The organism is Streptomyces sp. NPDC003300 (genome assembly GCF_040610915.1).
Classification (GTDB): domain Bacteria; phylum Actinomycetota; class Actinomycetes; order Streptomycetales; family Streptomycetaceae; genus Actinacidiphila.
Genome location: NZ_JBEXNE010000024.1, coordinates 105,803 through 119,471 on the forward strand (window position 1 = coordinate 105,803; position 13,669 = coordinate 119,471).

The following is a 13,669-nucleotide window of genomic DNA, read 5'->3' on the forward strand; positions in this document are numbered from 1 at the left end:
TCCCTTTCAATGCCAATGCCTGTCGAGAGGTGGTGAGCGGGCCGGTGCCCGGGTGCGCCGCCCCTGCTATGGAGCGGGACACACCCGGGCGCCGGACTCAGGTGCTGCGGACTCAGGTGGTGATCCGCACAGTTCCCCATGAGGTGTCCGGCCACATGTCACCGACGTTGGTGAAGCCCCCGGCGCCATTGCCTTGGTAGAGACGGAGAGATCCGTCACCAGCGATGGCACCCAGGTCTGCCTTGCCGTCACCGCTGAAGTCTCCGGGAATGATGTCCCGAATATTGGACCAGTCCAGGCTCCCGGATTCCACGGCGGCAGCGAGATGGCCATTCCCGTCGCCCTTGTAGAGGCGCAACACCCCGTCGGACGTGTGGATGGCCAAAAGGTCGCTGTTGCCATCACCATTGAAGTCGCCACCGGACAGGAGACGCATCCCGCTCCAGGAGTTGTCGCCCCAGAAATCTACAGGCGGCTTGAGCGTGCCGTCTCCGTTGTTGACGTAGAGGTGAAGGGTTCCATCATTCCAGACCGTGACAAGATCGGTAAGGCCGTCGCCATTGAAATCTCCTGCCGTCATCTCCCTTACGATTCCCCAGTTGTTGCTGCCGGGGAAGAGCTTGACGTTGCCCTCAAGGCCGCCCGTCCCGGTGCCGTCGTAGCGATGCAGCGACCCGTCGTCCCAGGCAGCGATGACGTCGCTCCGGCCGTCACCGGTAAAGTCTCCGGCGACCATGAGCCGGACAGTGCTCCAACCCGAGTCCCAGATCTGTTTGCCATTGGTCAGCTTCCCGGAGCCTTGACCGGTGTACAGGTGCAAAGTCCCGTCATTCCAGCCGGCGATGATGTCGGCTTTGCCATCGCCGGTGAAGTCGTCCGTCGGCGTCATGGTCTGAACGTGCACACGCGTCCCCAGCTTTCCGGGCGTGCTACCTGCCGGGAAGTAGGAAATGTTGTGGACAGCTTGAGCATCGATCGCCCACAGGTTGGGGGATGCAGCGCCCGCATTGGCTGCGCCTGCTGACACGATGCTGCTGATACTGCTGACGCCCCAACCAGTTGAAGCGGCGACCACTTTGGCGTTCGGATCGGCACCGGCAGGTGAGTCGGATGCACCGGTGTAGAGGGTGAGTGAGCCGGAGGAGGTGTTCCTTGCCCACAGGCCTGCCTGTCCGTTCACGACACCCGCATAGGCAATTTCTGTGTTCAGGAAGCCACTGTTGATGAGCCGCGGCGTGTCGAAGGTTCCGTACGTGGCCGTGCCAGCGGCCCAGTAGAGCCCGCCGTCATCGGTGACGAGCCACAGGCCGGGCATGCTCTGCGCTGCATACTGAGAGTTGTCCGCAGCGATCTGAGTTACATGTGACCACTGGATGGCCGGGATGTCAGCGCCGGTGCCTGGATCCTGGCCCGGTGAAAGGATCGCGGATTGCTTGAGGTCCGCGCATCCATCCGGACTCGTGGAGCACGGCACCGGCTCACCGTCTCCGTTTCCCTCGTAGATGCTCGCCTGGCCATTGGCGCTGAGGACGAGGATGTCCTGCTCCGTCATTCCGCGGAACGCGCCGACTGCGGTCTTCGCGCCTGTGAAGTCCGCTACCGGAGCGTCCGGAGCCGTGGACCACAGGTTCACCGGAGTCGCCAAACCACCGTTACCAGTCCCTGGATACACCCGGAGGTTGCCGTCGGCTCCCGGTGCGACGAGATCGGGCTTGCCGTCGGCGGTCAGGTCTCCCGTGGCATCAGGAGTCGTCGGTGGAGCGGTATTGAAGTGGAAGTCGTTCGCAGGCGACTCGTTTCCCGCCTTGTCCACCGCGTAGACGAACAACTGATCGCGGACGAATCCCATCGGAACAGCATGCAGCGTCGCACTCTGTTTACCCGCGTCTGGCTTGACGGTGAGCGGCGGGTTGACCGTCGGCGGCGCAGTTCCCCAGTTGTAGGCGTAGTAGGCGATATCCGTAGCGCCGGTCGGCGGAGTGATGTCGAACTCGAGCTGTGTACGTGCCGGTGGGGTGAGGGGCGACGTGCCATCGCCCGGATTCGGATAGATATCCGGAGATGTGATGCTTGGCGCGCCTGGCGCCGTGGCATCCACCTTGAAAGTCCTGGTGACGACGGATGCCGGGTGGGCCGTGTCACCGTCGTCGGCCTGGGCGGTCCATGTGTACGTGCCGGTGGGCAGGTAACCCGCACGCCAACTGATCGTCCCCTGTTGGGTGACAGTGGTGTTGAGTTCTACCGGCTGTGCCGGTGATCCGGCTACCGGGTAGACCGTCTTGCCGCTGCTGTCCTTGCCGGTGAGCGTGAACTTCGCCTGAAGCGGGGCTCCGGCGTCCGCGTCGTAGACACTGGCGTTGAGAAAGACTGTCGTGTGCCCGATAGTGCTCGCGGAAGGGCTGGTGGTGGCCGACGTCACCGTCGGGACGGTGTTGTATTCGACGGTGACGGTGGGGTTGTTGGCGAAGCGTCGGAAGTTCAGGCCGCTTCCCTCGTCGGCAGATGTCGCGCTCAGCATCAGTCCGACGGACGGGAGTTTGCCGTCGTGCGCCCGGGTGAAGGCGTCCTTGACGTTAAAGCCCTTTGACGGAGCGGAACTGCACGCGCTCCCGTAGGACTGAGTGTCCTGAAGGGTGATGTCCAGTGGCCTTTTGTCCCATGTGGTGGAGCTGCTCAGAGCCCCCTTGAAATAGAAGGCGTTGACGTTGGACGTCACCGAACAGGACGCGGAGTAGACCTCCTGCGCTTTGAACGTGGCGCTGATCACCCGTGCGGAGGTGTTCAGCAGATGCGTGTCGGTTTTGAATTGGTAGAGGGCACGTTCAACACCGATACAGCCGCTGAAGTCGTTGAGTCCCACGCCGGGGGTGTTGTACGGAGCGGTGGAGGAGTTGAGGGCGTTCTTGCTCGGGCAGCCCTGCTGGATCTCGTCGTACGCGGTCTTGGGATCGTTGCCCGGCATCGGGTTGAAGTCCGGGTCGATGTAGACCGGGTAGTGGGTGTCCGCCCCGCGCAGGACCTCACTGTCGGGCGTGAGGGTGAGATGCCCGTCCTCGACGTGGGTTGTGACGGTGCCCGTCTTGGCCCCGACACCGGGTTCCGTGGCGGACGACCGGGCTGTCCCGTCCGCGGTCGGACCGTCAGCAAGAGGAGTTGTTCGTGCCGACCTCGCGGCTCCTGCCTCACCGCTTACTGTCGACTGGGTGCTGGAGTCCCACATGCTCGCCGTGGGAGAGCTGAAGACCGGGGCGCCGTCACGGTCGGACACCAGGACGCCGCCGTTGGCCTCGCCGCTGAGGGTCAGGCCAGGAGCGCTGGTGTCCAGGACAAGGGTGGAGAGCGCGGGGTTCGCGGCAGCGGCGGCGTTCTTGACGACGAGGACTTCGGCGAGGCCGCCCAAGGGGCTGACCGTGGCCTGTAGGTCGACGCCGGGCAGCACGTCGGGGTACGTGGCCGTGGAACCGGAAACAGTCGGCGTGGGCAGGGAGCCGGGCCAGGAGAGGTCCAGTCGACGGCCCACGGAAGTCATCGCGGCCAGAGGCGCGGTGCCACCGCCGGACAGCGAGATTCCTGAAGGAACAGCGCCGGGGTGGAGGCTGCCGTCCGGAGCCGTGTGCAAGGTGGTGTCGACCGGCGTCCAGGAGCCCGCGCGCAGGACACGGGTGGGATAGACGGATTCGGTCACGGTGAGCGTGCCGGTCGGATTGGCGGTTACCGACTCGGTCGCTGTGGTCAGCGACGGAATGTCGACGGGTGCCCCTGTGCTCTTGGCTTGCGCGACCGCAACGGCCGCCGCGTTGCCCGAGGTCGGGCGGCTGGCCGAGGGCGCGGTGTCCGCTTGGGCGAGCACCGGAACGGTCAGGGGAACGAGCCCCGCCGCCAGCATCGCCGCGCCGAGTGCCGCTCGTGACATGCGAACAGGTTTGCCGCGGCGGTGATTTGGCGCACGGCGGCGCGTACTGATGGGCATGAGCCCCCCCTTGTTCCTGGTGGCACCTACGGCCGCCTGGTGATCTGTCGTGCCTCTGCCACCGACCCCCCGGTCGGCTGTGATCGCAACAGACGCGTGGGCACATTCGCCCGTCAGCGTTGAATCTTCACTCAGAAATGTTCAAGAAATAGTCATGCACTGTTCAAGAATCTTCCCCGGGCCTCCCCGTGAGCTGGGATGACTCATACGGTTCGCAGGCTTGACGATCTCTGGGGAGGGGTTTTATGTCTGCGCCATGGGGGGACAGGTCCAGCCGCTGGGCCGGAAAACGGCGTAATGCGGGGAGGCGGTCGGCGAGAGTGGCGCAGGCCACGGTTCTGGGCCTGGTGGTGTCGCTCCTCGGAGTTCCGGCGGTCGCGTCGGCCGCTCAACCGCCACTTCCGAATGCGCCGTTGACCAAATCCGTGACGGTGCACGCTCTTCCGCACGGAACGACGGCGCCGTCAGCCGCCTCGTCGTGGCGTCCCCAAACCGTACGCTGGCCGACCGCAGCTTCAGGCACGGCAGACATCGGGGCGCCCAGTCCCCAGGTCAAGTCGGCGCAAGCGAAGAAGCCGGACGTCGCCATGGCCAACGGCACCGCCGGCTGGACACGGGTGGGCAAGCTTCCCGTGCTGGTGAAGTCCGGAAAATCCTCGAAGGCGGCAAAGTCGGCGAGCTCGGCGGCTCCCTCTGCTCCGACGCACGTCACCGTCCAGCTTCGCGACCACGACGCGGCCACCGAAGCCGGGGTCAACGGCTTGCTGTTCACCGCGAGCGTCCCCGCAGGATCGGCCGACGAGCCGCTGTCAGTGGCGGTGGACTACTCGGGCTTCAAGGACGCGTACGGCGGCGACTGGTCCTCCCGGCTCCGTCTCGTACAACTGCCACCGTGCGCCCTGACCACTCCCGCCAAGCCGGAGTGTCAAGCGCAGACTCCGGTTGCGGGCGGCAGCAACGACGTAACCGGCTCGCAGATCACCGGCACCGTCCGCGTTGCCTCCACCAACGCGGACCTTCCCGCGGACCAGGCACACAATCTGGCCACGCCGGCAACGCCTGGTGGGAACACCATCCTGCTCGGCGCGACGGCCGGCAATTCGAGCGGCGGGGGCGACTTCTCGGCCACGCCCCTCTCACCCTCGGGTTCGTGGTCGGCGGGCGGCGACAGCGGAGACTTCACGTACTCCTATCCCATCGCCGTGCCGCCCACGCCGGGTGATCTGACGCCCAATGTGGACCTGAGCTACTCCTCACAATCCGTCGACGGGCGGCTTCCGTCCACCGACAACCAGCCGAGTTGGATCGGTGAAGGCTGGGACTACTCCCCAGGCGCCGTCACCAGGTCGTACGTTCCGTGCAAGGACGACCCCGCAGGCACCGCTCCCAAGACCGCGGACAACTGCTGGGACGGGGAGATCCTGCACATCGTCTTCAACGGCCAGTCCGAGGACATCGTCTACGACGCCTCGACGCCCACGCACTACGCCCTCTCCGCCGACCCCGCGGCGAAGGTCGAGCTCAAGGTGTCGGGCACGACCACGCAGAACGACACCTACGACGGCGACTACTGGAAGATCACCGACGACGGCAAGACGTACTACTACGGCCGCAATTCCATTCCCAGCTACGGAACCACACATTCCGCCTGGGCCGTGCCGGTGTACGGCGCCCACACAGGCGACCCCTGCAACAAGTCGACCTTCGCCACTTCCTGGTGCCAGCAGGCATGGCAATGGAATCTCGACGAGGTCGTCGATGAGCACGGCGACACGATGGTCTACTACTACAACCAGCACACCAACAACTACGGGGCAAACGGCGCCACGACGGGCGTGAAGTACACCCGCGAGGGCTGGCTGGACCACATCGATTACGGGCTCGGGAACGGCAACACCACCGCGCCACAGCGGGTCCAGTTCACGGTCGGAGACCGCTGTGTCTCCGGTACCTGTGACCCGATCGGCTCCAACACCGCCAACTGGCCTGACGTTCCGTGGGATCTCAACTGCGACAACGGCGCTTCCTGCGCCATCCACTCCCCGTCGTTCTTCTCGACCTTCCGTCTGAAGTCGATCGCCACCCAGATCTACGACTCGACGGCCAAGAAGTACAAGGACGTCGACGAGTACACCCTGTCGCAGAGCTTCCCGAACCCCAATGACGGCAACCAGAAGCCGGCTCTGTGGCTCGACTCGATCACGCGCACCGGCAACACGGGAGCGCTGCCCCTTCCGCCGGTGAAGTTCTCCTACATCAGGCTGGCCAACCGCTTCAACATCCGTGATGGTTACGCGAATCTCTACAAGATGCGCATCGCCGGAATCACTACGGAGTCCGGCGAATCGGTCAGCGTCAACTACAAGGCGCCGAGCGGATGCAGCACGGCGACCGTTCCCTCGACGAACACCACGGCATGCTTCCCGATGTACTGGACTCCGGACGGCCTTCCCACGCCGTTCCTCGACTGGTTCAACAAGTACGTCGTGTCGTCAGTCACGCAGAACGACAGCACAAAGGCGTCGCAGGAGAGCACTGTCACCTCCTACGACTACAGCGTCGGCAAGGCGGCCTGGCACTACGACGACAACGAGGTGGTCAAGGCCAAGTACCGAACGTACGGGCAATGGCGGGGATACAGCGCCGTCAGGACGCTCGTCGGCGACGCCACCGAGGGACAGACGGTCTCGGAGACCCGGTACTACCAGGGGATGAACGGCGACATTCTGCCGGGCGGCTCCACTCGCTCCGCAAACGTCACCTTGTCGAGCGACGTCAGCGTGTCCGGCGAGGCAACGTCCGTCACCGACAGCGCGGAACTCGCCGGCAGCGTCCGCGAGACCGTTGTCTACAAGGGCACGAGCGGCCCGGCGGCGACCGCCGTCGTCAACGACTACTGGGTCAGCGATTCGAAGGCGACCCGTTCCCGCACCGGACTGCCGGCGCTGGAAGCCAAGATGGTCCGCAACGCTGCGATCACCAACGCCACCGCGGTGACATCCGCTCCACAGACATCCTGGCGCATCGGCCGCGTGTCATACGCCTACGACAAGGTCACCGGTCTGCTGCACTACACCGACGACCAGGGCGACATCGCGAAGCCGGCTCAGGAGACCTGTGCCACCACCTCGTACGCGCCGGTCAACGCGGATCTCAATCTGATCGGTCTGGTCAGCGAGGTGGAGACGGTCCAGGGCAACTGCGCCACCGGTGACTCCTCCACCTCCAGCGGCTTCGGCGCACCCACCGGAGTCAACCGCCCCAACGATGTCATCTCCGACATCCGCACCTACTACGACACGGCCGCACCGACTTCCTGGCCGCCTTCCCTTCCGGCGTCACAGACCACACCGACTCTGGGTGAGCCGACAATCGTCGCGCAGGCACAGAATTGGTCCGGCGGAGCATTCACCTATCAGTTGAAGTCCGTTGCCGCCTACGACTCCTACGGCCGCGTGAGCAGCGGATGGGACGCGCTGGGCAACCTGACGAAGACCGACTACGTCACCGCCAACGGTCAGACGACAGGCTTTACCGTCACCAATGCCAAAACCCGGGCAACGACGAGCACTCTCGACCCCGCACGGGGCCTTCTCACCAAGGAAGTCGACCCGAACGGCGCGACGACCGAAACCGCCTACGACGCGCTTGGCCGTACGACAGGGGTCTGGCTTCCTGGCCGATCCAAAGCAACGCAAACCGCCAACTACACCTATAGCTATCTGACATCGAGCACCGTCCCCTCGGCCGTCACCATGAGGCAGTTGAACGAGGGCGGCGACTACACCACATCCGTCGAGATCTACGACGGCCTTCTGCGCCCGCGTCAGACCCAGAGCCAGACCCCGCAGGGTGGACGGCTGCTGACCGATACCTTCTACGACAGCCGCGGGCTGAACTGGAAGACCAACAACGCCTACTGGGACGGCTCCAGCGCCCCTGGCACCGCCCTGGTCGGGACCACTGACCCACAGGTCACCGACCAGGTGCTGACCACGTATGACGGCCTCGCTCGCCCGGTGCTGACCGTGTCCCAGGACAAGGGCACGGTCAAGGAGAAGGCACAGACGGTCTACGGCGGCGACCGCGTCACGACCATCCCGCTGACCGGCGGCACCACGACGACCACCGTCACCGACGCGCGTGGCCGCACCACCGAGACCGACGCTTATCAGTCGACTCCCACCGTCACCGGCGACCAGATCATCGGCGGCAGCCCCGCTTCGACGAAGTTCACCTACGACGCCTCGGGAAGCCACGGCCAGAACTCGGCCATCACCGACCCCGGCACGAACCTGCGCACGTACGCCTACAACCTGCTGGGCGAGAGGATCTCGCAGACCGATCCGGACACCGGCACGACGACGATGCGTTACGACGCCGACGGACGCATGACGTCCACCACGGACGCCCGCGGCAAGACGATCTCCACCACCTATGACGAACTGGGACGCCAGACCGCCCGGTACGACGGGCCCGACGCCGCGTCGCCGAAGCTCGCCGAGTGGAGCTACGACAACACCGCGGTTCCGAACAGCCTCGGCCGGTTGACGTCTTCCACCCAGTACGACTCGTCCGGCAACGCCTACATCCAAGCAGTCAACGGCTACAACATTCAGGGAAATCCGACCAAGACCACGACCACGATCCCGGCCAGCGTCGCCGGCCTGGCCGGCTCCTACAGCTACTTCCACGGATACACGCCCAACCTCGGGCTGCCTCTGTCCACGACCTATCCGGCGGTCGGCAACCTCCCGTCGGAGAAGGTCTCCTACGGCTACAACTCCATGGACATGGTCGACTCCGTGGGCGGTGTGTCCACGTACACCCGCGACACGACGTTCGACGCCTACTCCCGTGTGTCACAGGTCATCGACGGCGCTGCCGTGGCCAACAGCGCGGTGTTCACCAACACCTACGACGAGCACACCGGGGCGCTGGACAACACCAATATCAGCCGCTCCGCCGCTCCGCAGAACATCCAGGACACGACCTACACACGTGACTTGGCGGGCGATATCACCAAGATCACGGACAATCGTCTCGGCGCCGCGACGGACACTCAGTGCTTCGCCTACAACGGCCTCGGGCGCCTCACCGACGCGTGGACGGCGACCGACAACTGCGCCGGTGCCCCCACCGCCGCCGGTGCCAGCCCCACGGTCGGCGGCGCGGACCCCACGACCACGTACTGGACCTCCTGGACCTTCGACGTGGACGGCAACCGTAAGACCCAGGTCAATCACGGAACTTCGGGTATCAGCGCCGACAGCACCACCACGTACTCCTACGGCAAGCCCGGCAATCCCACAGCCCAGCCCGACACCCTCACCGGCTCGCAGACCACCGCCCCCGACGGCACCGTCACGGGCAGCAGTTACACCTACGACGACGCCGGCAACACCACCATCCGCACCACGACGCCCGGCACGGACACGCTGTCCTGGAACGACGAGGGGCAGATCGCAAGCCTCAAGTCCACGGGCCAGGACAACCCCACGACCTATACGTACGACGCCGACGGCAATCAACTCCTCCGTTCAGACCCGGACGGCAAGACCACGCTCTTCCTCCCCGACCAGGAAGTCGTCTACGACTCGTCTGTCACCGGCTCGGGTGCGACCACCGCCACGCGCTACGTAGCCCTCCCCGGGGGCACCACTTGCACCCGCACCGGCCCCGGCAACGCCTACAGTTACATCGCGTCGAACGACCAGGCGACCGGCACCACCAGCCTGACCTCGACCGACGAGACGCCCACGTTCCGGCTCCTCGATCCGTACGGCAATCCCCGCGGCACGCAGCCGACCGGCTGGCCCGGCGACAAGGGGTTCGTGGGCGGTACCCAGGATCCGACGACCGGCCTCACGCGCCTCGGGGTACGCGACTACGACCCCACTCTCGGGCGCTTCACCTCGGCCGACCCGCTCTTCGAAGCCACCGACCCCAACCAGATCGGGGGCTACGCCTACGCGGGCGACAGCCCGGTCACCTCCAGTGACCCCAGCGGTCTCCAGTCGGGTGACACCGGCGGAGGCGGTAATCGCGTCCACCACCCCGCTTCCGACTGCCCGCCCTTCTGCAGCGTCGACGATCAGCCCCATGGCCCCAGCGGCCCCCACGGCGCCAACCGGAACCCCGACGGCAGCGAAGGTGGCGGAGACGGCAACTACAGCGACACGGTTTCCGCCGACTCGCCAAGCTCGAATGATCCCGGCGCGGTGGGGTCGCAGCTTTACGGCGGGGGCAAGAACAAGACCGGAACCACTGGAGCCGGCGGCTACTGGCACCCGCAGTACAAGGGTCACAACGTCTGTTACGGCCGCACCGGCTGCACCATGGCGTACAACTACCTGCTGCGCCACCCGAAGGATGTCGCGGGCGCAAAGGAAATTGCCGCCACCTACTGCATCGACCACCTTTCCGATTGTCAGCACGACGCTCAGCAGTGGGACTGGACGGTTGAGCAAGAAACCAATCTCCCGCTGATTCTGGAGTTCATGGGGGCTCCCGAATTCGGTGAGAGCAAGGCGAGCGCCTGCGGGAGAAACAGCTTCACCGCGGACACCAAGGTCCTCAAATCAAACGGTGAGATCGTCCCGATAGCGTCGGTCAAGTCCGGTGACCGGGTCTTGGCAACGGATCCGATCACGGGAACCACCCACGCGGAGACCGTCACCGACGTCATCGTCACCAAGACGGACAAGGACTTCACCGACGTCACGGTCAACGTCGGCGACGGCTCCCGCACCATCACCTCAACCCAGCACCACCCCTACTGGGACGCCACCGACCACGAGTGGAAGAATGCCGCCGACCTGCACCCCGGCGACAAACTCCGCCAGCCCAACGGCACTCTGATCACCGTCGCAGCAGTCCGCAACTACCAGCACAGCGAGACCACCTACAACCTCACCGTCCACCGCCTGCACACGTACTATGTGCTTGCTGGGATGACGCCGGTACTCGTTCACAACACCGGAGACAAATGCGGCGTTCCCTATGGAAACGGTGGTACTAAGGCTCCAAAAGCGGCAAGCAAGCGAAATCTGGATGGGGGAATTTACAAGGATCGGGACGCGGCGGTGGCAAAGGCTCGAGAGAAGGTGAACGAGAACAGCTCCTCAAGGTTTCGGAAGGAGTGCAGCCCAACCGCTTGTCACGTGCATGTGGACGTATACAACAATCGTGGCGAAGTCCTAGAGACGTGGCATTACCAGTGGCATCGGTAGAAGAATTGACGGGATCATGAGCCCAGCTTCGACGAGAGACGCCGCACGTGATTTGTGTGCCGCGATCACCGAGCACGCGGATTTGTGTACGAGTGAGCCGGAGAATGCACCGATAATTGTCCCGCTGATCGAAAAGATCCGAAGTCTGGTGCAAGTATACGGTGACGTGCTCTTTGAGAGTTCGGGGTGGTCGAATCCGCTACTCGGGATTCAGCAACCGAGCCCCGACGGCAGTGGGGTACCGGAAGAGGCAGCAGGCAAAGAGGCCAGTAGTCACGCCCATGGACGGCTCTGGGTTTCCGTCGTCGACCAGCACGCGCTCTTCGTTGACAACCCGGACAGGCTCCTGGAATATACGGAGGAGCGGACAGGAACCAAGCCCGAGAGCGTGACCGACGCCCTCCTGGATCTATGTGCGGCGGACGGCTGGAAACCGGACAGTTATCCAGGGAGTATCCTGGATACGGACTGGAGGTCCACCGACGTGCACACGGACTAAGTCGTATGCCCTTCAGGTGGGCAAGCGCGAGATCGCTCGCTGAGAAAACTCACTAACCTCGATCTATCGCGAGGGGTCGTCAGCTCGCTGACGACCCCTCTTCGGATTTGCGGTGGTGTTGTTTTCAATCACGGACGAGGTTTCTGGGACATGGATCATCGACAGCATTGGGAAGGGCCAGCCCCACGAGGTCGGCGATGCCGCGGCAGCCTTGACTGGCAGGGCTTCTGGGTGCCGTGACGGCAGTAGTTGACAACAACGTCAGCGGCCGGGTGCCGCCGAAGTAGTGGTTCGTCGCCGTCGTCGGGCTGGGTGGTGGGCTGGTCGGGGCTGCGGAGGGTGTTGCCGAGGAGGTCTTGGAGCCGGAGTCGTACGTGGGCGTAGACGCCGGCGGTGACGCCGATGTGGGCGTGGCCGAGGAGTTCCTTGATGACGACGAGGTCGACTCCCTGTTCCAGGAGCAGCGTGGCGGTCGAGTGGCGGAGGTCGTGCAAGCGGATCGTCCGGAGCTCGGCCCTGTGGAGGAGGAGGCGGAAGCGGCGGGTGAGGTTGCCGGGGTCGAGCGGCTTGCCGTTCGGGATGGTGAAGACGAGCCCGTTGTCCGTCCAGCCCGTTCCGGCCGCGTGGCGCTCTTCCTGCTCAGGTGCGCAGCCACGCTGCCCTGTGAGATCCAGCACCGGGAGCGCTTCCGGGTGGAGGCCCGTGAGCGGAGGCGAGATCATGAGCAGCCCTCTTCAGCGGTGAACTGCCGTTGCAGTTCCATGCAGTGCCGTACGGAAGTAGCGCGGAGGCTCGCGCCGGGGCTGTAGGCCGAGCCGAGATAGTCCCAGTGGCGGACGACGAGCGTGGTGTCCGGGCCGTGCTCGCGGAGGCCGCCGTGGGCGCGGGCCTGTTCAGTGCGCCAACTGCGGCGGACGTCGCGCAGCGCGCCGAGCATGGCGGAGTAGGAACGGGAGGTTGGTGGAGAAGTGGCACCCCCTGAATCCGATTGTTTCCGCAGGTTGGGTGCTCGACGACGTGGCCACCTTGCTCGCCGATTTTCGAGACTCCTAATACGGTTCACGATCAAAATTCGCGAACGCTGGGAGCTACGAACTGGCCGTGAACGGGCGAGGGATTCCCGACCTGGATATCGAGGTGACGAATGGATAATGCATCGATCTGCTCACGCGAAGGGGAAGTTCTTTCGCGCGGGACGCACCCCACGAAGCCGCCTTCTTGCCGTGGAAGCCGTCGCTAGTAGCTCGCGTTTCGGTGGAGCCGATTCTGATGGACCCAGACATGCACACCAGGTACGTAACGTTCTTCTCAGCGAGCTTCGCCGACGACCTTGGGATGGGTAATGAAGTCGAATTACCTGAGTTTCAGGCCGTAATGTCCAACGATGACCGCGCCACGCCGCTGCCGGACTGAGGTCGTTGTTCCGCCCTCGTCGATGCCGATCAGCCGGAATCCAGGAGGCAGTCGGCGACGGAATGGTGCGAGCCTGGGGCGTTCTCCTTGTGCGGGTGATGATCACGGGTTACGTGCACCCGGCACGGGTCGGAGGATCACCGCGGGTGGGGGAGACGGCAGAGGGAAGTGGCGCGGCGGGCAAGGGGGCGGCGGCGACGTGTGCGGGCGGGGTGGCCGAGGAGGAGGCGGGGTACGTTTCCGGGGCGCGGTTGTGCGGGGGGCTGAACCGTCAGGACCTCGCTGAACTGCTGGGGACGCCAGGGGAGGTCGCGAAGAGCGCGAGCGGTGACGGCGGCAGCGTCAGGCTCAGCGACAGCGAGGGCGGTCCCGGTGTCCCGGCCCGCGTGCTCTCCGTGGCCATGGACGCGAAGGACAGCGGCGGCTCCTACGAGGTGACTTGCGGTGGCCGTGGGGCCCGGGCGGGCCCCGCCCCGCGCTGGGGCTGGGGCGGTGGGGGGGGGGGGAAACCCCCCCCCCCCAGCAAAAAGAACCCCCCCCCACCCCCCACCCCGA

Annotated in this window: 5 protein-coding genes and 1 pseudogene; 3 read left to right on the top strand and 3 right to left on the bottom strand. The window is 65.1% G+C overall.

What is annotated here, in order from left to right; translation table 11 throughout:
• Nucleotides 1–112: 112 nt before the first annotated feature.
• Nucleotides 113–3,970, bottom strand: coding sequence for an FG-GAP-like repeat-containing protein (locus ABZX65_RS29030; RefSeq protein WP_355346305.1), 3,858 nt, complete (start codon nt 3,968–3,970; stop codon nt 113–115).
• Between the two features lie 320 nt (nt 3,971–4,290).
• Here ABZX65_RS29030 and ABZX65_RS29035 point away from each other — a divergent pair, with 320 nt between their 5' ends.
• Nucleotides 4,291–11,202: a polymorphic toxin-type HINT domain-containing protein gene (locus ABZX65_RS29035; protein ID WP_355346308.1), complete on the top strand. Its 6,912-nt coding sequence runs from the start codon at nt 4,291–4,293 to the stop codon at nt 11,200–11,202.
• Nucleotides 11,203–11,218: 16 nt separating this feature from the next.
• Entirely contained in the window at nt 11,219–11,701 is a 483-nt protein-coding gene (locus tag ABZX65_RS29040) for a hypothetical protein (protein WP_355346311.1), read from the top strand.
• Between the two features lie 155 nt (nt 11,702–11,856).
• On the opposite strand, the pseudogene ABZX65_RS29045 reads toward ABZX65_RS29040, so the two are convergent.
• Nucleotides 11,857–12,342: pseudogene (locus tag ABZX65_RS29045) on the bottom strand (tyrosine-type recombinase/integrase); the annotation flags it as partial.
• Nucleotides 12,343–12,419: 77 nt separating this feature from the next.
• A complete protein-coding gene (locus ABZX65_RS29050; protein WP_355346314.1) occupies nt 12,420–12,638 on the bottom strand; it encodes a hypothetical protein in 219 nt (72 codons plus the stop codon).
• Between the two features lie 574 nt (nt 12,639–13,212).
• Here ABZX65_RS29050 and ABZX65_RS29055 point away from each other — a divergent pair.
• On the top strand, nt 13,213–13,669 hold a 457-nt coding region (locus ABZX65_RS29055; protein ID WP_355346317.1), incomplete at its 3' end, for a DUF6215 domain-containing protein.

Excerpts from the sequence above, each read along its gene's own strand:
- ABZX65_RS29050 (WP_355346314.1), bottom strand. The coding sequence starts at position 12,638 with ATGCTCGGCGCGCTGCGCGACGTCCGCCGCAGTTGGCGCACTGAACAG.
- ABZX65_RS29030 (WP_355346305.1), bottom strand. The coding sequence starts at position 3,970 with ATGCCCATCAGTACGCGCCGCCGTGCGCCAAATCACCGCCGCGGCAAA.
- ABZX65_RS29040 (WP_355346311.1), top strand. The coding sequence starts at position 11,219 with ATGAGCCCAGCTTCGACGAGAGACGCCGCACGTGATTTGTGTGCCGCG.